Raw genomic sequence first — 21,822 nt, 5'->3', positions numbered from 1 at the left:
TAGGCCTCTGGAACAGCCACGGGTTCAGTATATCTGGGACGGCTCCTTATCGTCGTGAAGATCCCAGGTCTCGCCTGAGGCCAGGGTGATGGTATCGGTGCGCACCAGATGGCCCGACACGAGCAACTGGTAGGAATACGTGCCGGGCGGCAGATCCAGCACCTGTGGATGATTTTCGCCGCCCGCGATCTTGATGGTCTGATCGTTGATCACAAGCGAAGCCACGTCCGGCACGAGATAGCCGAATATCAGCCGCGCTTGTCCTGATATCGGCAGGAAGTTGGCCTTGGCTGCGGCCTCCGTATTCCGCTGCACCAGGCTGACCGTGGTCTCGCCCTTGGCGTGGTCGAGCGTCAGCATGCCCGGCCCCTTCGGGGAGGCGAAGACGAGCCGCGCGCGATCGGCGGCGACCATCGCGCCCGCCGGCTTTTCCCGCCAGCCGTGCTTTCCGAGTTCCGTGCGGTAGAAGGCCAGTACGTCGCTGAGCTCCGCGGGCACGTGGGCTTTGAGCTCGAGCTGTAACGGGACTTCGATGCCGGTCTTGTGCGTGGTACTGAAGCTTGTGTGGCTGGCTCGCGTCGGCACGGGCATGTCGGCGTTGGGATCTGCTGCGGTCAGCGGCTCCTGCGAGCAGCTTGTGAGAAGAGCGAGGCCGCACACCCACAGTCGCCATCGTGCCGGGACATTCGTAGCGCGCTTGACCATCGTCACACTCACTCTCCAGGGATGTCGCGCGTCTTGATCCTCGCGCGACGCCGCTTGCATCGCCAGCTGCCGCTGGACGCTAGTCGCCCCACGGATCGGCCAGGTTCAATTTGACCGATTCGGCAAGGGCTGCGGGGTCAGTACAGATGGAACGGCGACCGGACGTCTCCGTCGCGCCCCACCGTGAGCTCCCAGGCGTCGCCGACGGCGAGCGTGAGGGTGTCGGTGCGGGTCGGATGGTCCGGCACGCGCAGCTCGTAGGAATACTCGCCCGGTGGCAGATCGAGCCTCAGCGCGTGTTGGTAGCGGTCCGCGATCGTGATCGTCTGCTCGTTGATGGTGAGCTCCGCTTCGTTGTCGCCGGTATTGGCGAACACCAGCGCCGCCTGGCCGGGTTTGGGCATGACGTTCGCCTTGGTCGCGGCGTCCGAGTTCTTCTGCACGAGACTGACCGAGGTGTTGCCGTTCTTGCGACCGAGCTTCAGCACCGCCGATCCCTCCGAGACGGTGAAGGCAAGCTGCGCCTGATCGGCGGCGATCACCGTGCCGTCCGGCTTTTCCTGCCAGCCGAGCTTGCCAAGCTCCGTGCGATAGAAGGCCACCACGTCGCCAAGCTTCGCGGGCACGCAGGCTTCGAGCGTGCTCCGAAGCGGAGCCTTGCTTCCGGGCGTCACGGTCGTGTTGAAGCTGCTGAAGCTGGATGCCGTCGGCACGGGCACGGCCTTGTCGGGATTTGGCGTGAGCGTCTGCCAGCCGATCGCAGCCTTGATCCTGGCGAGCGGGCTCGGCGCGACGCAGTTGCGATAGGCCTCGACGTTCACGTCCATGATGGCGCCAGCCTGTGCCGCGATTGGCGAGCCCGCCAAGAGGAAGAGGCTGCACGCAACCCGCCGCCATCGTGCCGAAACCTTCATCCCGCGCCTGACCATCGTCGTACTCACTTTCCAAGGGTATCGCGCGTCTTCGCGCGATGCAGAGGCTGCGACACGGTGGCCGCAGCCTCTAGACGACTAGTCGCCCCTCGAACCGGCCAGGTTCAACCTGGCCGGATCTCGGCAAAGGCGGCGAGGTCAGTACATCTGGAGCGGCAGCACCTCGCCGGTCGGACCCACCATCAGGCCCCAGGCATCCCCGGCGCCGAGCTCGATCGCCTCGTTGTGGGCCGGGCGCCCCGCGACCTTCAGCGCGTACTGGTACTTGCCGGGCGGCAGATCGAGCATCGGCACTTTCGGCGATTGCGGTCCGCCCGCGCCGGCGGCGATCTTGATGGTCTGCTTGTTGATGGTGAGCACGGCTTCCTGGTTGCCCATGTTGCCGAGCAGCAGCTTGGCCTGGCCCGGCTTGGGCATGATGTCCGCTTTCGTCGCGGCATCCGGGTTCTTCTGCACCAGGTTGACCGAGGTCTCGCCATTGGCGCGGCCGAGCTTCAGCGTTGCCGGCCCCTGCGGCGAGGCGAAAGCGAGCTGCACGCGATCGGCGGCGACCACCGCGCCATCCGGCTTCTCCTGCCAGCCGAGCTTGGTGAGTTCGCTGCGATAGAACGCGAGCACGTCGCTAAGCTCCGCGGGCACGCTGGCTTCGAGCTCGCGACGGAACGGGGCTTCGATGCCGGGCAATTTTGCCGTGCCGAGTGAGGTCGAGGTGCGCTGCTTCGGCACGGGCAGCGCGGACTCCGGGTCTGCTTCGAGTGGCGCGGACGCTTTGGCCTGCGCGCCAGCCTGATCGCTGCCGGCCTGCTTGCCGGTGGACGCAGGCTTGGCCGCGGCCATGCGCAGGCCGGACCCGTCGGCGCTGACATTCACCTTGGCGCCCATCTGCATCACCGTGAACGAGATCGTCTTGCCGCCCTTGGCGAACTCGAGGACCGCCATGTTCGGCTGGTTGATCACCGAGGGCTGCTCCTTCCAGCCCGCCTGCTTCAGCGCTGCACGGTAGAAGGTGGTGATCGCCTTGACGCTGGAGGTGGAGTTGAATTCGAGCCGGCCGTCATCGCCCTTGAAATCCACCTCCTGAGCGTTCTCCGGCAATGGCACCGGCGTGGTGCTGCCGGCCTGCGCCTGCAACGGCGAATCGGACAGCGTAGCGGCCTGCGCCTTGCGCCTGACTTCGTCCGCGGCGATGACCTGTTTCGCCATCTGCTCCGCGTCTTTCATGAATTGGTCGTCGGCGTCCTTCTTTGCCTTGGCGCGGGCGGCCAGCACGGACTCCTTCACCTGCGCGGTCAGCGTGACCATCGTGAAATCATATTTGCGGCCAAGGTGCAGCACGCCGGCTTCCTCGGGCGAGGAGAATTTCAGCGCGACGTCATCGCCTGCGGCAAGAGGTGCATTTCCCTCTTCGGTCCAGCCGCGCGATGCAAATTCGCGATGGTAGAAAGCGAGCACGGCGGGCAGTTCGGCAAGGGCGGCGACCGTCAGCTCGCGCCGGTTCGATCGGGCATCGCCCCGGCCACTTGCGGACTTGCGAGGGGTTGGTGCCGGCAGACCGGCCATGTCCTCGGCGCGAAGATCGGTCGGCAAGGCGAACGGCGCGATCTTGATCTCGACATTGGTGCGGCCGTCGTCGCGGCGCATCAGCGTCAGCATCACCGGCTTCTGACGATAGAATCCCGTCGCGTTGTCATCGGGATGGTCGTAGAACGCGCGGACGCCGTTCGGCATGGTTTCGGTCAGGTCCGCATTCGGCCAGCTTGCGGCCGTCTCGGGCGTGAGCTTGCGCCAGCCGATGGCGGCCATTTCCTTCGTGTAGAACGCCAGCGTCGCATCGAAAGCGGTGGGCGCGATGCAGCCGAGATAGGGCCGGGTCTCGTCGAACACGAGATCGATCGCGCCGTCGGGGAAGGGCACATTCGAATAAATGCGGTCCGGGGAGTAATAGACCGCCGATTGGTCGGGGCGACCGAGCCACTGCGTGAAAGAGACCGACAGTCCCTGCCGCCCCTTCTTGAAGACGAGACCGGTATTGTTTTCGTCGAGCGGCCTGACATAAGGTACCCAGCCGTCGGCTGCGAGCATCTTCTTGACGGCAGCGCGCGTCACCGCGACCACAGTCGGCACGCCATACTGCATGCGATTGGGATCGGGGCGGGAATTGTCCTCGAACGCGCCCTCCAGCCTGGGAAGCCCGTGGACGTCGACGATGCCGTCGTCGGCCCTGGCCGAAATCGATCCGCTTGCGAGAAGAGCGAGGCCGCACGCAAACAGCCGCCATCGTGCCGGAACTTTCGCCCCGCGCCTTACCGTCGACATCGTCAAATCTCCAAGGATGTCGCGCGTCCAAAATCCTCGCGCGATTGCAACGGCTGCGACACTGCCGGCGCGGCCTTAAGAGACTAGTCGCCGGGGGAACCCGCCAGGTTCAACGGTGAGACCCTACCGGCGCGCCGTGATGCGTCCGTTCTCGACGTCGAACACCTCGCCGGAGCTGCCGATCTCGGCGAAGGCGGCCGGGTCCGCGCCGGTCAGCCACACCTGCGCGCCGAGCTTTTGCAGTTCGGCAAACAGCGCGGCGCGGCGGTTGGGATCGAGATGCGCGACGACCTCGTCGAGCAGCAAGAGCGGCGCGATGCCGGTCATCTCGGCGACCAGCGTCGCATGCGCCAGCACGAGCCCGATCAGCAGCGCCTTCTGCTCGCCGGTCGAGGCATCGCGCGCCGGCATGCTTTTCGGCGCATAGACGACCTGGAGGTCGGTCAGGTGCGGACCGTCTGTGGTGCGCCCGGCGATCGCATCACGCGGGCGGTTGCCGCGCAGGATCTGGCGGTAGCGGTCCTCGACCGAGGTCGCGGTCTCTGTGAGCAACGCGTTCTCCATCCAGCCGTCGAGCGCGATTTGCGCCGACGGGAAGGCGGAGGATTGCGCGCGGGCATTGAGCATCTCGGTCAGCTTCGCCGCGGTCTGGCCGCGCGTCGCTGCGACCGCGACCGCTAGCTCCGCGGTCTCGCGCTCAATGGCGTCGCACCAATGGTCGTCATAGTTGCGTACTTCAAGGAGCCGGTTGCGCGAGCGCAAGGATCGTTCAAGCGCCGAGATGCGGCTGGAATGCTCGCTGTCGATCGCAAGCACCAGGCGGTCGAAGAAGCGCCGCCGCTCCGAGGCCGCGCCCATGAACAGGCCGTCCATCGCCGGCGTCAGCCACACCATGCGGATGTGGTCGCCAAAGGCGCTCGCCGAGTTGACCGGCTCGCGGTCGATGCGGCAGCGCCGGCTCGCCGCGCTGTCGGCGCGCGGCGCATCGATGCCGGTGCCGAGCGTGGCAAGGCCCAGCGCGCCCTCGACCTGCGCGGAGACCGCCCAGGAGCCGTCGCCCTGATTGTCGGCGACGTCTTCCAGCGTGGCCCGTCGCAAGCCGCGGCCCGGCGACAGAAATGAGATCGCCTCGATGCAATTGGTCTTGCCCGCACCATTGGGCCCGACCAGCGCCACCATGTCAGCAGCCGTCTCGAGCCCCGCCGCCCGGTAATTGCGAAACTGCGTCAGCGTGAGGCTATGAATGCGGGAAGGGGTCATGTGGGTCCTCTTACCCTCCCCCCTTGTGGGGGAGGGTGGCGCCTCACGAAGTGAGGCGACGGGTGAGGGGTATCTTACCGCGCGCTGAGCTTTGCAAGAATGTCCTCCAATACGGCCGCGGGTTGTTGCAACACATCGTTGTTCCAGTAGCGCGCGATTTGAAACCCCTCCGTGGCGAGCGCTGCATCGCGTCTCGTGTCGCTTTGCAGTTCTGCGTGCTGACTGCCGTCGATCTCGATCACAAGCCGCTTCTCGAAGCAGACGAAATCGAGAATGTAGTTCTTGAAAGGAACTTGTCGGCGAAACTTGACAGTGGAGAGCCGGCGATCCCTGAGCAGCCGCCACATTGCGGCTTCTGCATCCGTCGGTTCTTGTCGCATCTTCTTCGCGAATTCACGCAGATGCGTGGCGGTCGGTCGATGATGCGGGTCTTGCGGCACCAACCCCTCACATCGCACATCTGTTCGTGAAGCGGCGGTGGTGTGCCTTCACCTTCTCCCACAAGGGGCGAGGGCACAGCAACGCGCATCACGTCTTTGGCGTGAGGCAAAGCCGGTGCTTCACCCTCTCCCCTTGTGGGAGAGGGTGGCTTCGCGAAGCGAAGCCGGGTGAGGGGTTGCCTCCGCATTGCAGGTGCGGAGAGAGGACCCCTCACCCGAGTGAGGTTGTGTCGACGAGCGGAGCTGCCCTCTCCCGCAAGGGGAGAGGGCACAGCAATACGCAGCGCAATCGGTTCATGAGTTTGGCGTCGACGCGGAGCCACGCGGCTCACACCCGCATCGGCATCAGCACGTAGAGTGCGCTCTTGTCGTCGCGGTCCTGGACGAGGGTCGGTGAACCCGGGTCGGCGAGCTTGAGGGTTGCGACTTCGCCCTCGATCTGGGCGGCGATGTCGAGCAGGTAACGCGAGTTGAAGCCGATATCGAGCGCATCCGAGGCGTATTCGACCTCGAGCTCTTCGGTCGCGCTGCCGGAATCCGGATTGGTGACCGACAGCACCAGCTTGCCGGCGGAGAGCGAGAGCTTCACCGCGCGGCCGCGCTCGCTGGAGATCGTCGAGACGCGGTCCACCGCGGCCTCAAAATCCTTCTTGTCGACGACCAGTTCCTTGTCGTTGTTCTGCGGGATGACGCGGCCGTAGTCGGGGAAGGTGCCGTCGATCAACTTTGAGGTCAGCACCACATTGCCGATGGTGAAGCGGATCTTGGCCTGCGACAGCTCGATCGTGACTTCGGCCTCGCTGTCCTCGATCAGGCGCTGCACCTCGCCGACGGTCTTGCGCGGCACGATCACGCCAGGCATGCCGGCGGCGCCCTTGGGCTGCACCAGATCGAGCTGGGCGAGGCGGTGGCCGTCGGTGGCGACGCCGCGCAAGGTCGCAGCCTTGGCTGAGCCCGCGGCATGCAGATAGATGCCGTTGAGATAGTAGCGCGTCTCCTCGGTCGAGATCGCGAACTGGGTGCGGTCGATCAGCCGCTTCACGTCCTTGGCGGCAAGATTGAAGGAGTGCGACATGTCGCCGGCCGCAAGATCGGGAAAATCATTCTCCGGCAGCGTCTGCAGCGTGAAGCGCGAGCGGCCGGCGCGGATCGCCAGCACCGAGCGGTCGCCGTCGCCTTCCAGCACGATCTGCGAGCCGTCGGGCAGCTTGCGCACGATGTCGTAGAACATGTGCGCCGGCACGGTCGTGGAACCGGCGGTCGCGGTTTCGGCGGCGAGCGTCTCCGTCACCTCGAGATCGAGGTCGGTCGCCTTCAGTGACAATTTCGCGCCCTCTGCGCGGAGAAGCACGTTGCCGAGGATCGGGATCGTGTTGCGGCGCTCGACCACGCGGTGGACGTGGCCCAGCGATTTCAGGAGTTGCGCGCGTTCGACCGTAACCTTCATTGCACTACCCGCCCGATCCCAGGATGGAAAAGCCGGGCGGCCGAAAGCGGCGCCGCGGCACGGAAGAAACCCGACAAAGCCGGATCATCCAGCCGATATGATCAAAGCCGTCAGGGTCGCGCAAGGTGGCGCGTAAAGCCATCCGATTCAAGGGATTGGGGTGCTGTTCCCCACGATTTACATCCCGATTTTGCCCCTCGCCCCGGCGGCAAAGCCGGGACGATCGATGGCAGGTCGGAATGGCCTTAGGGGTTTATTCCTGAAGCTGGCGCTTCAAGGATTCGACCTCTTCGGACAGCGCCGCATCCTTGCTGACCAGTGCCTCGATTTTGCGCACTGCGTGCAGCACGGTGGTGTGGTCGCGTCCGCCGAAGCGGCGGCCGATCTCCGGCAGCGAGCGCAAGGTCAGCGTCTTGGCGAGGTACATCGCGACCTGCCGCGGCCGGACCACGTTGGCGGTACGGCGCGAGGACAAGAGGTCGGAGCGGCTGACATTATACTGCCGCGCCACCACGCGCTGGATGTCCTCGATCTTGATGCGCTTGGGCTCCTGCGGCCGGATCAGGTCGCGCACCTCGCGCTCGGCCATTTCCAGCGTCACCGGCTGGTTGTTGAGCTTCGAATGAGCAAGCAGCCGGTTGATCGCGCCTTCGAGGTCGCGGCCGTTATGGGTGATGGTGCGCGCCAGATAGTTCAGCACCTCCTCGGGCACGTCGAAGCTTGCATGATGGGCGCGGGCGGCTGCGACACGCGACCTGAGAATGCCAAGCCGCAAGTCTTCCCCGAGCGATCCCATCTCGACCACGAGGCCGCCGGCGAGCCGCGAGCGAACGCGATCGTCCAGGCTCTCGAGATCGGACGGCGGGCGGTCGGCCGCGATCACGACCTGGCGGCCGGCATCGATCAGCGCATTCAGCGTGTGGCAGAACTCGGCCTGCGTCGACTTGCCCTGGAGGAACTGGAGATCGTCGATGACAAGCACGTCGATGCCGCGCAGCGCTTCCTTGAAGGCGAGCGCCGTCTGCGTCTTCAGCGCAGCGACGAAGCCGTACATGAATTTTTCCGCGGTAAGGTAGAGCACCTTGCGCTCGCTACCGGAATTGCCGGCCCAGGTCACCGCCTGGAGCAGATGCGTCTTGCCGAGGCCAACGCCGGCATGGATGTAGAGCGGGTTGAACATCACGGGATCGCCGCGGCGTCCTTCCGCGACCTGGCGTGCCGCCGCATGCGCCAGCGTGTTGGCGCGGCCGACGACGAAGCTTGCAAAGGTCAGGCGCGGATCGAGCGGCGAGCCACCGAGCGCGTCATGGCTGGCGGAGACTGGCGCGGTCGCGGTTGCGCGCAGCTCGGCCGAGGGGCGGCCGTCCATGCGCTTGGCCTCGATCGGCGCCGGCGCTTCCTTGAGCGCGATGGTCGGGCGCACAGCGGTGCGCACGGTGAGGTCGATACGATGCACTTCCGGCAGCTCGGCCTGCCAGCAGGAGAGCACACGCTCGGCGTAATGCGCCTGGATCCAGCTCTTCAGGAAGCGCGTAGGGACCGACAGCCGCACGCTCTCCTCCTGCACCCCTTCGAGATCCATGCGTGCAAACCAGCTGGTGTAGACGTCCTCGCCAACGCTCGAGCGCAGCCGCCCCTTCACGCGTGACCAGCGATCCTGTTCCGATGTCATTGTTTGTAAACTTTTCTTTGGAGATAAGGTTGCGTTGCGAGTGCCGTTGCAGGTTTCCTGCCACGGCACGACCTCAAGCGAGGCCATCCTGAAGGCACAGGTCACCCGTTCGGCGCGAACGCCGCGAGGCAGACCAGTGATGTCAAGGATGGAGGGTTCGCGAGGTCAGCGCGTACTCAGCGCACAAGGACTCGCCGGAGGCTGGTCGGAGGACGAACTCGAAACGGCATCGTTGGATGATGAGATGTGATTCAATACCGCGTTACGTTCGTTCGACATGGTGCCTCCCCGTCCTGCCGTGATTGCTCACGGCAAGGTCCTGCGTGTCGTCTATGAACTTCGTGCAGGAACTCCACATTCCCAGCACGAGGCCCGCCCGTCTTTCCTAACTCGTCCGCGTGGCGCTGCCTTCGCGCTTGTCGGGTCGCCCGTCGCTGTCTCTCCGTTGCGTCTGAACGCGAACGAGACACGAATGCCCCGCTAGGAGACATTTCGACAAAGAACCACCCTTCCCATATTGCTATGGGTTTCAAACCGACAATCGCTTGGTAAAGCGTCGCCCACGTGCACACCGCCGCCGATTTGCACGCTCGCCCCGTTTCTAAAACCGCGCTGGTCTCAAGATCGTGGGCGCTGCGGACGGCTTTAAGAAATACACGATGCGCAGAGACTCGCAACGGAATTGATTCACAGTTGAGGAGCTTAAATCCTGATCTGCGTTAACGCGGCGCGGGAGTTGTTCACAGGGTCGAGAACCAAGTTTTTGAATCGCCGTGCAGAATCGAAAGCAATGCGCGTCATGTGACAATTCTCCGACAGCGCGCAAAAAAAATTTACAAAAGCGTCACGCGAGTGCCGTGTGAGCCAATTTTCCAAATGCTTCCCGGCGCTATGTGGATAAGTGATTATCGAGACATCGTTTTTCGAGTCTCGTTTTGCAGGGTAACCCTGTCTTTGCACAGCTCCCGTGGAAACTACGGTGTTCAAATGCCGAGGCAGAAACTCGTTCTGCCGCGCCACACGGGCCTTTCGCAACTGCGATGAAAGTTTCCGGTGTGACGGAATCGCCAGCAGGTAAACTACGAGAGGTAAAATAGCGCGCCGAAAAATTTTTCCAAGAGCCCATCCAAGAGCCCATCCAAGAGCTCGTATCTATCGGCGCGCTTGTGTCAAAGACCAGGTATCAACGAGCTCCGGCCGCAGAGCTCTGAATCAGAAGCCCCGGCTCGCTCTGATATTCGTCGCGTGCAGCAACAAAAAGAAAAAGCCCGGCGCGTGCCGGGCTTCATCCGCGTTCCGCGATGTGCGGTCGGATCACTTGCCGAGCTTGGCGATCTGATGCGTCAGCCGTGACACTTTGCGGCTCGCATTGTTCTTGTGAATGATGTTGCGCTGCGCGGCACGCATCAGGGCGGGCTCGGCGTTCGCCAGCGCCTTCAGCGCGGCGGCACGATCGCCGGACTTGATCGCCTCTTCGACGGTGCGGACTGCGCCGCGCATCTGGGTGCGACGCGACTTGTTGACGGCGGTACGACGGGCAATCTTGCGCGTCGCTTTCTTGGCGGAAGTGGTGTTGGCCATAGTCTCAAAAATCCTCTGCGGTGACCGGTCGCTTCTTGCTCGGATTAGCGCCGGCTGCTTGAACCGCGAAATCGACGCTCGGTTTTAGGGTGTTCGGTTGCTAAGGCTATTCCCGGAGCTTGCGCGCCAGCCTTACGGCCATTGCCTTATACGGCTGCCTCACACGGCTCAAAGAACAGCGGCGGCGGGATTGCGCCCGCCGCCAGTTGGCGCCCTTATAGAGGGGGCCTGCGGCACCGTCAACGGCTTCGGGAGGCCGCAAAGGCCCCCCCTGCCAGCCCGGGAACTGCCGTAACGTACTGACGAGGTTGAATTTCCGCTCTCGCCCCGGTATTGGCTGGCGGCGTTCGCCTCGTCCCGGCCGGACGGGCATATTAAGGTGATGCATGATCCGCGGCTTTTTCCGACTGATCGGCCTGTTGCTGCTGGCTGGCGGCTTCATCTTCATGGTCTATGACGGCGCCCGCTGGGTGGCGGACCAGACCCTGCGGTTCACCCGGTTCGGCCAGTTCTGGAACGATATCCATCAGTCCAGCCAGCAGGCGTTTCGGACCTGGGTCGAGGCCAAGGCCCCCTGGCTATGGACCTCGGTGATCCGCCTGGTGCTGGACCAGCCGGTTTTCGCCGTGCTGGGCATTCTCGGCATCCTCCTGATGATCCTGTTCCGGCCGCGGAAACCCCTGATCGGCTATTCGCGGGACTGACCGCTCCTGGATAAGGAGGCGGCGTAACAGGGCTGCCTCTCCAGCCGTAAATGCCTATATTCAACTGGCATCGCGAGCACGCCGCCTCAAGCACCCCTGCTTGGGCGACGGACAGCTCGTTTCGGAGATCCGACCATGCTGTTCATGCGCAAGACCACTGCACTCCCGAGCGCAGCCGAGGCGCTGCCGGGCCGTGCGCAGCCTTTACCGACCGCCACCACCCATTTCGTCAACGGCCAGAAGCTCAAGCCGCCTTACCCCGCGGGTCTCGAGCAGGCCGTGTTCGGGCTCGGCTGCTTCTGGGGTGCCGAGCGCAAATTCTGGGAGCTCGGCGAGGGCGTCTACGTCACCGCGGTCGGCTATGCCGGCGGCCATACGCCCAATCCTACCTATGAAGAGGTCTGTTCGGGCCGCACCGGCCACACCGAGGTGGTGCTGGTCGTGTACGATCCGAAGAAGATCTCTTACGAGCGGCTGTTGAAGGCGTTCTGGGAGAACCACAACCCGACGCAAGGCATGCGCCAGGGCAATGACGTCGGCACGCAATATCGAAGCGCGATCTACACCTATAACGATGCGCAGAAGAAGGCGGCCGACGAGTCCAGGGCGCTCTATCAGAAGGCGCTCGCAGCCAAGGGGCTCAGCGCCATCACCACCGAGATTGCGCCCGCCGGCGAGTTCTATTTCGCCGAGGACTACCACCAGCAATATCTCGCCAAGAATCCGGCGGGCTATTGCGGCCTTGGTGGCACCGGCGTGTCCTGTCCGATCGGCGTCGGTGTGAGCGCGTGATCTAGCCACGAACTCGGTGCACCTCTCCCGCTTGCGGGAGAGGTCGCATCGCATCGTGAGATGCAATGCGGGTGAGGGCTCTCTATTCAAAGAGCGTTCATTGCGGAGGCACCCTCATCCCAACCCTCTCCCGCAAGCGGGAGAGGGAGCGCACCGCGCCCGTTGGCCGCATTGTCGGGCCCTACGACCCTCAACGCTTTATTAACCATAACCGGTGCAAGACTGGAGCTATCTCGGTTCAAGGGATGGCTCCAGTGCGGGTTGCGCACGCGTTTCGATTGTCGATCCTGGCAGCGTCCGCCGCGCTTGCCCTTGGCGGCTGCATGCAAACCGTCGGTCCCGTCGCGGTCGCGCAGCCGCGCAGCGATCTCGACTACATGGCCTATGGCCAGCCCGCCGGGCCGCAACCGGTCGCCGTCGTCGACAATTCCGGTGGCGGCGCCATCGGCGCGCTCCGCAATTCCTTTGCCGCAGCTCCCGCGCCTGCAGCGGTCGGCTATGCCGCGCCGATGCCGGTGCGCTATGACGCGTCCTATCATCTCGATGCCGGCGACAAGCTGCGCGTCGTGGTCTACGGCCAGGAAGGTCTTACCAACACCTACGCGATCGATGCCGGCGGTGCGATCACCATGCCGCTGATCGGCGCGGTGCCGGCGCGCGGTCGCACCACGGCCGGGCTCGCCTCCGAAATCGGCGTGCGGCTGCGCAACGGCTATATCCGGGAACCGTCGGTGGCGGTCGAGATCGAGGCTTATCGTCCCTTCTTCATTCTGGGTGAAGTCGCCGCGCCCGGCCAATATCCCTACGTGCCGAACATGACGGTCGAAAGCGCCGTCGCGATCGCCGGCGGCTTCTCGCCGCGCGCCAAACGGGACGTGGTCACGGTGACCCGCAGCGATGCCGGCGGCGCGATGCGAGCCGTGGTGCCGCTCGGCACTCCCGTCGGCCCCGGCGACACCGTCTACGTCGGCGAACGCTGGTTCTGATCCTCTCTCATCACCGTCAGTCCGGGGCGCGAAGAAGTCGCGAGCCCGGAATCCATTTTGCCACAGTCTTTGGGGCATGATGGATTCCGGGCCTGCGCCTTCACGCATCCCGGAATAACATCAAGCTGATCCTGCAATTGGCGGCGCAAGAACGCTCGCCGGCGACGATGCCGCGCGGCAGCTCTACGATACGCGCGTGATCGGGTACTGATCGGACATAAGGGAGCAAAGAACGAATGATATGTCTGCTTTACGAGGTCCGGCCGTCGGTCGAGCAGGTCGGGCATGTGTACCCCGACGACATCGGCGCCTCCATGGACCAGTTCGTATGGGCTTCCGGTCCATCGGAAGCCGTCAGGCTGTGGCGCGATCACTGGGGCATCGACGGCGACCTCGGCATCACCGAACCCGTGATGGTGATCGAGTGTCCGGTCATGGTGCAGGGCTCGCCTTCCACGGTCGTGAGCTGGGATGATATTCTCTCGTTTCTCGCCACCGTCACGCAATACGAGTTCGTCGAGCCATTCCACATCGCGCAATTGCGCAATGTGGAATGACGACGTTAAGAGTTGTGTTCCCGCCAAGACCCACGCCTCACCGCCTGAAATCAAGTCGCCCGTTCGGAAAGCATCCGTCGATGCGCGCCGCGTCGACCACGCGCCCGACCCATGGCCGCGTGATGCCGGGGTCCGTCAGGTTGATGTATTTTCCGACCAGGCGATCTGCACCGTCGCGCACGGCATCGATGAGCCCGTGCCTTCGGCCATCGTCCCAATCGAAGCGCAGATAGATCCGGTTCCCCGCGACGCGGAGCTCGGCGCGGCCCTGTTTCCACTTGTCCGGCGCATCGCCCAAAATGGTCGGATCGGCGCCGCCGCTCCACCGGCTCGCCCAGGCGCCGTCCAGAGGATCGGATGCTGCAGGCATCGAGGCCCATTGTGCCGCGTTGCCGTCGTCCTCGCCGCCGCCGAGTGTCGCCGTCGCGGCATAGGTGATCACGTCATGGTCGTTGGGTTCCGGCACGTCCATTGTGCCGAACGGGTTGCGGATGACGCGGCGCATGGTGTCTTGCATGACGATGTCCCGAGATGAGTTGGCTTTGAAACAGCTCTATCGCCAGGACCAGTCATCGCCCACCCGATTTCCGCAAAGGCAAACGCGATCCTCCCCCTCCGTCATTCCGGGGCGCGACGAAGTCGCGAGCCCGGAATCCATTTCGTTACGATCTCTGAGGCGCGATGGATTCCGGGCCTGCGCCTGTCCGCGCATCCCCATTGCGCAAGTGCGCAATGTGGAATGACGACGGTGAGAGAGTCGCGCTCTACTTCAAATGCTTCGCAAAGAACGCCATGCTGCGCGGCCAGGCGATGTCGGCGCTGGTCTTGTCGTAGCTCGCGCGCTCGTCGCAGTGGAAGCCATGTTGAGCGCCGGGATAGATGAAGACCTCGACGTCCGCCCGCTTGCCCTTGATGGTCTCGACGTCAGTCAGGGGAATGCCGGCGTCTTTCTCTCCGAAATGCAGCTGCGTCGGCACCTTCGGCTTCTCGTCGGCAAAGCGCACGACGGCGCCGCCATAATAGCCGATCGCGGCCGAGAGGCCGGACAGCCGTGCCGCCGCGACATAGGCGATGCTGCCCCCCAAGCAGAAGCCGATGATGCCGACCGGGCCGACACTCTTCACCGCGTCGATCGCGGCCTGCGTATCGTGCAGCATCGCTGCCCAGTCGGGGTTGACGACGAACTTGCGTGCCTCGGCGATCTCGTCGGGCGAATAGCCCGACTGGAAATTGGGCGAGGTGCGATCGAAGATCGACGGCGCGACCGCGACATAGCCTTCCTTGGCGAGCCGGTCGCACACCGAGCGGATGTGATGATTGACCCCAAAAATCTCCTGGATCACCACCACCGCGCCTTTCGGCGCGCCGGTGGGGTCGGCGCGATAGGCGCCAAGCTGGAAATTGTCGGAGGCCGTCAGTTGGATGTCCTGTCCCACGAGGTTGTCCTTCGTTGTTGGTTGTTGATCCAGAATACCGCTCCGACTCGTCATCCTCAGGAGCGTGCTCTTGCGCGCGTCTCGAAGGATGAAGGCCCTGTTGCTTCAGCGGGGGCTGCATGGTTCGAGAGGCGCCTTCGGCGCTCCTCACCATGAGGAGTGAGAGTCGCGGTTCTACTCCCACATCCAGTTCTCGCCGTAGTCCTCTTTCCAGCCTGCGAGGCGACCATGGCGGAATTGCAGGAACAGGCGGTTGCGGTGGGGGATGAGCCGGCTGCCGCCGAGATTGCGCAAGGCGAGGTAGATCTCGTTGCCGGGGCGTCCGCGAACATATTGCAGCGGCTGGCCCAGCGCCTGCGCGGCCTGGGCGGCGTCCATCCCGAAGGCGAGCGGCGTGGTGTTCGACAATGTCGTGACGAAGGGCAGGCGCGGCGGCGTCCATTGCTCGGCTTGCGCCGCGGCCGTCATCATGCCCAGCACTATCGCGACAGTTGCCATCATCGTCGGCTTCATCGTTCAGGTCCCTTCGCGGCCCGCCTCGTGCGGCAGATTTTTCAGGAAGGGGACCACTGCGTCAACAAAAGCCTGCGGCTGATCGATGTTGACGGCATGCCCGGCTGCGGGAATCACGACCTTGTGTGCGCCGCGGATTTTTGCCGCCATGTAGTCGGACGCGGCGAGGAACGGGGTGTCGTCGGCGCCGACCACGATTAGCGACGGCACCTCGATGTCCGGCAGCAGCTCCATCACCTTCGCGTCGCGCTGGGTCAGCATGCCGCGCGCGGCGAGCGCAAGCCCCCTGGCGTTGCGGTGGCTGGCGGTCGCGCGCTCGCGGGTCGCCGATGTCAGCACCTCGAGACCTTCGCGGTCGAGCTTGTCGGCCGTGGCGCGTGCGCGCGCGTTCCAGGCCTCGCGCGCATCGTCCTTTTTGAAGCCCGGACCGGTGTCGACGATCAGGAGCGCACGCACGCGCTTCTGATGCGCGCGATAGAAGGCGAGCGACATGTAACCGCCGAGCGACAGCCCGCCGATGATGGCGCGCTGCGCGCCGACCGGATCGAGGATTGCGGCCATGTCGCCGACGGTCAGCGCTTCGCTATAGGCATTGGGGTCGTCGGGATAATCCGACTGGCCGTGACCGCGCATGTCCCACAGCACGAGCGTGGTGTGCCTGGCGAGCGCATCGATCTGCCCATGCCACATCGCCGACGTCGATGAATAGCCGTGGGTCAGAAGCAGCGGCGGCCCGCTGCCGTGGACTTCGTAGTGGATGGCAACTCCGTCCCGATCGATCCGTGGCATCGCGCCCACCTGTGTTGATGTCGAACATCCTAGCGTGATGAGTTACTTCGAGGAAACTGCCTCAGCGTGACGGCATGCATGCGTCATGCGAATTTTACGCTTATTCCGTCAGGCGGTTGCGTCAGATCGTTGTGGCAACGCACAACGGTGATGCCAGCATCATGTTTGTTTCGATCGTTTCCAAATTGCATTTGCCTCGGCAAACGAACGCGATCATTCTCGCGCCCAAGGCCGACGCCAGCCCGGTGGGTTTCGGTCAGACAAGTTGCCGCCGTAAGCGGCTTCATGCACCGGCAGGGGAAGAAACCATGCCTACTCTCACCATCAACGGGCGGAGTATGTCCGTGGATGCGGCGCACGATACGCCGCTCCTTTGGGCGATCCGCGAGCAATTGCAGATGACCGGCACGAAATTCGGCTGCGGGGCCGGTCTGTGCGGTGCCTGCACCGTGCACGTCAACGGCGAAGCCGTCCGCTCGTGCCAGACCATGGTCGGTGACGTCGCCGGCAAGAAGATCACCACCATCGAAGGCCTCTCCGCCAAGGGCGATCACCCCTTGCAGAAGGCGTGGATCGCCGAGCAGGTCCCGCAATGCGGCTACTGCCAGTCCGGTCAGATCATGCAGGCCGCAGCGCTGCTGTCGAAGAACTCGAACCCGACCAAGGAAGAGGTCGTCGCGCATATGGACGGCAATCTCTGCCGTTGCATGACCTATTCGCGGATTCAGAAGGCGATCATGCGTGCCGCATCCGAGATGCGCACCGCGTCCGCCTCCGGCAATGAGCGGAGGCCCACATGAATCAGCACGTAAAGAACGTCACCGCCGAGACGACTGATCTCAGCCGCCGCTCGTTCCTGGTCGGCACTGCGGCCACCGGCCTCGTGCTTGGCTATGCCGGCGTCCCCGGCGTCAGTGAGGCGCTTGCCGCGCCTTCGAATTTCGAGCCGAGCGTCTGGTACTCGATCTCGCCCGAAGGTCTCGTCACCGTGACCTGCGGCAAGGCCGACATGGGCCAGCACATCGCCTCCACCATGGCGCAGATCGTCTGCGAAGAGCTGGGCGCGAAGTGGAGCGACATGCGCGTGCAACTCGCCTCCAACGATCCGAAGTTCAACGACCCCGTGCTGGGTGCGCAGATCACCGGCGGCAGCTGGTCGACCATGATGAACTTCGACGCGATGAGCCGTGCGGGTGCCGCGGGCCGCATTGCGCTCACGGAAGCTGCGGCCGCCGCGATGGGCCTGCCGCCCTTCTACAAGGACGAGCTGGTCGTGCGCGACTCCGTGATCTCGCATCCGAAGTCGAAGAAGCAGATGACCTTTGCCGAGATCGTCAAGAGCGGCAAGGCGACCAAGACGTTCACGGCCGACGATCTCAAGGCCATCAAGCTGAAGACGCCGGACCAGTACACCATGATCGGCGTGTCGGTGCCGCAGCTCGACATCCCCTCCAAGACCAACGGCACGGCCAAGTATGGCATCGACGTCATGCTGCCGGGCATGGCCTACGGCAAGGTCGTCACTCCGCCGGTGCGCTTCGGCGCCACGGTGAAATCGGTCGACGACAGCGATGCCAAGAAAGTGCCGGGCTTCATCAAGGCGGTCATCGTCGACGACAAGACGCAGACCACCTCGGGCTGGGTCGTGGCGGTGGCCAACACCTACGCGCAGGCCCGCAAGGCGGCGGACGCGCTGAAGATCGCCTATGACGGCGGTCCGAACGCAAAGCTGTCGAGCCAGTCGTTGCTGGACGAGGCGAAGCGGCTCCAGGGCCTCGACGATTCCGGACAGTATTTCGTCAAGGACGGCGATCCGAACGCGGCGTTCGGCTCGGCGGCCAAGGTGCTGGAGGCGGAATACACCACCAACATCAACATCCACGCGCCGATGGAGCCGATGAACGCCACCGCGGAGTTCAAGGGCGACATCCTGCACATCTATTCCGGCAACCAGTTCGCAACGCGCTCCGGCGCGATCGCCGCCGGTGCCGCCGGGATCGATCCGAAGTTCGTGGTCATGCACCAGATGTGGCTCGGCGGCGGCTTCGGCCGGCGGCTCGATGCCGACATGATGGTGCCGGCGGTGCAGGCGGCCAAGGCCGTGGGCAAGCCGGTCAAGGTGATCTACTCGCGCGAGAACGACATGACGATGGATTTCTCGCGTCCGCTCACCTACCAGAAGGTCAAGGCCGGCGTGGACGGCGACGGCAAGATCGTCGCGATCAGCCACGACGTAGTCTCGGCCTGGCCGACCGCGCGCTGGGGAATCCCCGATTTCCTGACACCCTCGGTCGACAAGAAGGGCCCGCTCGATAGCTTCACGGTGAACGGGTCGGACTTCTTCTACACCGTGCCCAACCACTATGTGCGGGCGATCAAGAACGAGATGGCGCACAACGCCACCCCGTCCGGTCAGCTGCGTTCGGTGGCGCCGGGCTGGACCTTCTGGGCCGTCGAAAGCATGATCGACGAGATCGCGGCTGCGACGGGCAAGGACCCCGCCCAGCTCCGCATCTCGCTGCTCGACGGCGCAGGCAAGAACGACGGCGGCGCGCAGCGGCTGCGCAACACGCTGCTCGCTGCGATGGGCCTTGCCGGCTACGGCACCAAGAAGCTCCCCAAGGGAGAAGGCATGGGCGTGGCCTGCGTGTCGTCGCAGGAGCGCGCCACCGCAAGCTGGACGGCGTGCGTCGCGCACGTCGCCGTCGCGCCGTCAGGCGCCGTGACCGTGAAGAAGCTCACGGTCGCGACCGACGTCGGCACGCAGGTACATCCCGACAACATCCGCGCCCAGGTCGAGGGTGCGGCGCTGTGGGGCCTGTCGCTCGCGTTGTACGAGAAGGCGACGCTGAAGGACGGTGGCATCGAGCAGACCAACTTCGACAGCTACACGCCCTTGCGCATGAGCCAGATGCCGGAAGTCGCGGTCGCCGTGATCGCCAATGGCGAGAAGGCGACTGGCGTCGGCGAGCCCGCGGTGACGGTGGTCGCACCCGCCATCGGCAATGCCATCTTCAACGCCTCGGGCGCCCGCGTGCGCAGCCTGCCGATCACGGCGGAGGCCGTGAAGGCGAACATGAAGGCGTAAGGCCGGCCGCAGACTGCAATTGAGACGATCCGCCGGAGGGCGACCTCCGGCGGATTTGTTTTGCGGGTCGGCCTTGCCACAAACTCAACGTCATGCCCCGCGAAAGCGGGGCATCCAGTACGCCGCGGCCTGTCCGTATCCTCGCGCTGTCTCTGGAATACTGGATCACCCGCTTTCGCGGGTGATGACGGCCGAGAGTGGGGTTGGCATCCAGCACGGTCTCTTTGGCCGACCTGTCAAATGGCTTCGGCGACTGCCGCGTTACTTTGCATGGGGTTGTTTTCGACATTTTTGGCCGAGCCGTCGGCACCTCGGCAAAATCCCTCAAACTTTAACAAACCCCGCAGGTTCCCGTTCAGCACGCGCATTAAGGGCCGGAGAACCTGATGCCGCTAGGGTGGTGCAGTCGAGCGCAGTGCTCTTTTCAGTTGCCTGTTCAGTTGCTTTTGGGGAAGCCATGACCGCCTCAGCCAAACCCGCCGCCAAACGCAGGCTCCTCCTGGCCTCCGACCGCAGCGACCAGAGCAGCGAGCTCGCCCACATCCTGCAGTCCGTCGGCGACGTCGCAACGGTCTCGACTGAGGAGATCCCCGAGCAGCCGGCGCGCGATCTCTCCGGCATCGTCGTCGACATCAACCTGCGCTCGCCCGAGAGCGTGCAGCGGGTGCGCAACAAGCTGCGCGGCGATGCCTATCGTTCGATGCCGCGTCTGTTCGTGCTGGCGGATGCGCTTCACCACGGCACCATGCAGGCGTGGGCGCTGGGCGCCACCGACACGATCTCGCGGCCACTGCAACCCGAGGCCATTTTGCAGCGCATCCGCGCCGCGTTTCCGGACACCACCACTTACGACGCCAGCGATCGCGGCAAGACGCTGAACCGTGGCGTCGAGGCGGCGCATGGCGTGCTGGCGAAAATGTTCGAGAAGCTGCCGCTCGGCGTGCCCCTGACCTTCGACGACGTCATCGCCGCCGAGAGCAAGATCCTCAAGGCGATCAAGCATTCCTCGCTGCGCGAGTGGCTCACCACCGTCGGCTGCCATCATGTCGGCAGCTACCGGCACTGTCTGTTCGTCACCGGCTTTGCGGTTGCCTTCGCGCAGCATCTCGGCATGCGCGAGGACGACCAGCGCCGCCTGACCCGCGCCGCTCTGCTGCACGATGTCGGCAAGGCCTTCGTGCCGTCACAGCTTCTGGACAAGCCCGGCAAGCTCACCGACGAGGAGATGGACGAGGTTCGCCAGCATCCGCGCCGCGGTTACGAGGCGCTCGCGGCGCAAGGCGGCTTTCCGCCGGAAATGCTCGATGTGGTGCTGCACCACCACGAGTTCCTCGACGGCAGCGGCTATCCGAACAAGCTCTCGTCGAACCAGATCAGCGACATCGTCCGCCTGACGACCATCGTCGACATCTACGCGGCGCTGGTCGAGAAGCGCGCCTACCGCATGCCCTTCACCCATTCCCGCGCCTTCGCGATGCTGGAGGGCATGGCCGGCAAGCTGGACCAGCAGCTCGTGCAGGCCTTCCGCCCGGTGGCGTTGGGATCGTTCTGATGAACTCGCGGCCGTAGGGTAGGCAAAGGCGCGCTCTTCGCGCACCGTCCCACCCCATGTCCTCCCGTGCAGCCTGCTTGTCGTCTGCGGCCGCTTTCATTGGTCCCGTCACCTTTCTGCCATCGGAATAGTCGCCAAACAAACATGGCCGACCGTATTGGTGTCGCAATTTGCGGGAACCTTCCCGCTCCGGAGGCAGGAGCGGTGATGAACAAGTCGGCGTTGCAGGACGGAAGGGGCGGCTGGCTGTCGCGCAGTCCCGACCCGCGCTACTTTCAGATCGCGGCACTGGCGTCGCTGCTCGCCGTCAATTTCGTCCTGGTCGATTTTGGGGCGCGGCCGCTGCCGACGCTCGCTGCGATCGGCGGTGCGGTGCTGACCCAGCTGGTATGCGCGAGGCTCGCCGGCCTGCCGGATCTCGATCTCCGTTCGCCGTTGATCACCGGCTTGTCGTTGAGCCTGCTGCTGCGTGCCGATGCGGTCTGGCTGCATGCGGTCGCCGCAATCATTGCGATCGGCTCGAAGTTCGTGATCCGTCTCAACGGCAAGCATGTTTTCAACCCGGCGGGATTGGCCATCGTCGTGCTGCTGCTGACGGCCTCCAGCCATATCTGGATCTCGCCGGGACAATGGGGCACGGAGATCTGGTTCGCGGTGTTGACCGGCTTCTTCGCCATCCTGGTGCTGAGCGCCTCGCGCCGCGCCGACATCGCCGTCTTCTTTTTCGCAAGCCACGCAGCCTTGCTGCTGGTACGCGCGTTCTGGCTCGGCGATCCCCTGGCGATCCCGTTGCATCAATTGCAGAGCGGCTCGCTCCTGATCTTCACCTTCTTCATGATCTCGGATCCACGCACGTCCCCGGATTCGATGCTAGGCCGCTTCCTGTTCGCGTTCGCCGTGGCGGCGTCGGCGCATTATCTCGCCTTCTTCATGCAGATGCGGCCGGCGCTCTATATCGCGCTCATCGCGCTCTCGCCGGCGACCATCCTGCTCGACCACCTGATCCCCGCAGCGCAATTCCGCTGGAAACAGTCCCCTCAAGGAGCCTGATG

The 21,822-nt window shown here is 64.4% G+C and carries 20 protein-coding genes; 8 read left to right on the top strand and 12 right to left on the bottom strand.

Annotated features, from left to right (window positions below):
* Positions 1-24 precede the first annotated feature (24 nt).
* From Q2941_RS02870 to rpsT, 8 genes are all read right to left on the bottom strand, one after another.
* Complete coding sequence (locus tag Q2941_RS02870) at positions 25-705, bottom strand: hypothetical protein (protein WP_458191682.1); 681 nt, start codon at positions 703-705, stop codon at positions 25-27.
* A 137-nt stretch (positions 706-842) separates the two neighbouring features.
* On the bottom strand, positions 843-1,634 hold the full coding sequence (locus Q2941_RS02865; RefSeq protein WP_458191600.1) for a hypothetical protein: 792 nt from the start codon (positions 1,632-1,634) through the stop codon (positions 843-845).
* Between the two features lie 141 nt (positions 1,635-1,775).
* The gene (locus Q2941_RS02860) at positions 1,776-3,953 is read right to left on the bottom strand and encodes a hypothetical protein (protein WP_458191599.1); all 2,178 of its coding nucleotides are present in this window, start codon (positions 3,951-3,953) and stop codon (positions 1,776-1,778) included.
* Between the two features lie 123 nt (positions 3,954-4,076).
* On the bottom strand, positions 4,077-5,213 hold the full coding sequence (recF, locus tag Q2941_RS02855) for a DNA replication/repair protein RecF (protein WP_458191598.1): 1,137 nt from the start codon (positions 5,211-5,213) through the stop codon (positions 4,077-4,079).
* Between the two features lie 74 nt (positions 5,214-5,287).
* A complete protein-coding gene (locus Q2941_RS02850; RefSeq protein ID WP_254113540.1) occupies positions 5,288-5,653 on the bottom strand; it encodes an endonuclease domain-containing protein in 366 nt (121 codons plus the stop codon).
* Between the two features lie 328 nt (positions 5,654-5,981).
* Entirely contained in the window at positions 5,982-7,100 is a 1,119-nt protein-coding gene (gene dnaN / locus Q2941_RS02845; RefSeq protein WP_458191597.1) for a DNA polymerase III subunit beta, read from the bottom strand.
* Positions 7,101-7,353: 253 nt separating this feature from the next.
* Positions 7,354-8,772: a chromosomal replication initiator protein DnaA gene (gene dnaA / locus Q2941_RS02840; RefSeq protein WP_458191596.1), complete on the bottom strand. Its 1,419-nt coding sequence runs from the start codon at positions 8,770-8,772 to the stop codon at positions 7,354-7,356.
* A gap of 1,314 nt (positions 8,773-10,086) precedes the next feature.
* Positions 10,087-10,353, bottom strand: coding sequence for a 30S ribosomal protein S20 (rpsT, locus tag Q2941_RS02835; protein ID WP_027527812.1), 267 nt, complete (start codon positions 10,351-10,353; stop codon positions 10,087-10,089).
* Between the two features lie 386 nt (positions 10,354-10,739).
* Here rpsT and Q2941_RS02830 point away from each other — a divergent pair, with 386 nt between their 5' ends.
* From Q2941_RS02830 to Q2941_RS02815, 4 genes are all read left to right on the top strand, one after another.
* Positions 10,740-11,057, top strand: a complete 318-nt coding sequence (locus Q2941_RS02830; protein WP_027527813.1) for a hypothetical protein — start codon at positions 10,740-10,742, stop codon at positions 11,055-11,057.
* Between the two features lie 135 nt (positions 11,058-11,192).
* Positions 11,193-11,849: a peptide-methionine (S)-S-oxide reductase MsrA gene (msrA, locus tag Q2941_RS02825; RefSeq protein WP_458191595.1), complete on the top strand. Its 657-nt coding sequence runs from the start codon at positions 11,193-11,195 to the stop codon at positions 11,847-11,849.
* A gap of 254 nt (positions 11,850-12,103) precedes the next feature.
* Complete coding sequence (locus Q2941_RS02820; RefSeq protein WP_027527815.1) at positions 12,104-12,835, top strand: polysaccharide biosynthesis/export family protein; 732 nt, start codon at positions 12,104-12,106, stop codon at positions 12,833-12,835.
* A 236-nt stretch (positions 12,836-13,071) separates the two neighbouring features.
* Positions 13,072-13,392 carry a hypothetical protein gene (locus Q2941_RS02815; RefSeq protein WP_458191594.1) on the top strand — a complete coding sequence of 107 codons (321 nt, stop codon included), beginning with the start codon at positions 13,072-13,074 and terminating at the stop codon, positions 13,390-13,392.
* A 37-nt stretch (positions 13,393-13,429) separates the two neighbouring features.
* Here the strand turns inward: Q2941_RS02815 and Q2941_RS02810 are convergent, their stop codons facing one another.
* The 4 genes from Q2941_RS02810 to Q2941_RS02795 all read right to left on the bottom strand — a co-directional run bounded on the left by Q2941_RS02810 (position 13,430) and on the right by Q2941_RS02795 (position 16,130).
* A complete protein-coding gene (locus tag Q2941_RS02810; RefSeq protein ID WP_035662825.1) occupies positions 13,430-13,909 on the bottom strand; it encodes a hypothetical protein in 480 nt (159 codons plus the stop codon).
* 247 nt (positions 13,910-14,156) lie between these two features.
* The gene (locus Q2941_RS02805) at positions 14,157-14,828 is read right to left on the bottom strand and encodes a dienelactone hydrolase family protein (protein ID WP_254109802.1); all 672 of its coding nucleotides are present in this window, start codon (positions 14,826-14,828) and stop codon (positions 14,157-14,159) included.
* A 174-nt stretch (positions 14,829-15,002) separates the two neighbouring features.
* The gene (locus Q2941_RS02800; protein WP_254109803.1) at positions 15,003-15,341 is read right to left on the bottom strand and encodes a hypothetical protein; all 339 of its coding nucleotides are present in this window, start codon (positions 15,339-15,341) and stop codon (positions 15,003-15,005) included.
* 3 nt (positions 15,342-15,344) lie between these two features.
* Positions 15,345-16,130 (bottom strand): alpha/beta fold hydrolase, encoded by a 786-nt coding sequence (locus Q2941_RS02795; RefSeq protein ID WP_458191593.1) that lies wholly within the window; start codon positions 16,128-16,130, stop codon positions 15,345-15,347.
* A 308-nt stretch (positions 16,131-16,438) separates the two neighbouring features.
* On the opposite strand from Q2941_RS02795, the gene Q2941_RS02790 reads away from it, so the two are divergent.
* From Q2941_RS02790 to Q2941_RS02775, 4 genes are all read left to right on the top strand, one after another.
* On the top strand, positions 16,439-16,930 hold the full coding sequence (locus tag Q2941_RS02790; protein WP_027523943.1) for a (2Fe-2S)-binding protein: 492 nt from the start codon (positions 16,439-16,441) through the stop codon (positions 16,928-16,930).
* Positions 16,927-19,218 (top strand): xanthine dehydrogenase family protein molybdopterin-binding subunit, encoded by a 2,292-nt coding sequence (locus Q2941_RS02785; RefSeq protein ID WP_458191592.1) that lies wholly within the window; start codon positions 16,927-16,929, stop codon positions 19,216-19,218. Before Q2941_RS02790 ends, Q2941_RS02785 begins: the two co-directional genes overlap by 4 nt.
* Positions 19,219-19,675: 457 nt before the next feature.
* Complete coding sequence (locus Q2941_RS02780; RefSeq protein ID WP_254109807.1) at positions 19,676-20,770, top strand: HD domain-containing protein; 1,095 nt, start codon at positions 19,676-19,678, stop codon at positions 20,768-20,770.
* Between the two features lie 207 nt (positions 20,771-20,977).
* Positions 20,978-21,820: an RnfABCDGE type electron transport complex subunit D gene (locus Q2941_RS02775; RefSeq protein WP_458191591.1), complete on the top strand. Its 843-nt coding sequence runs from the start codon at positions 20,978-20,980 to the stop codon at positions 21,818-21,820.
* Positions 21,821-21,822 lie beyond the last annotated feature (2 nt).

Source organism: Bradyrhizobium sp. UFLA05-153, assembly GCF_054185185.1.
The sequence above is the reverse complement of the archived record's forward strand: the minus strand, read 5'-3'. Positions and strand labels throughout refer to the sequence as shown.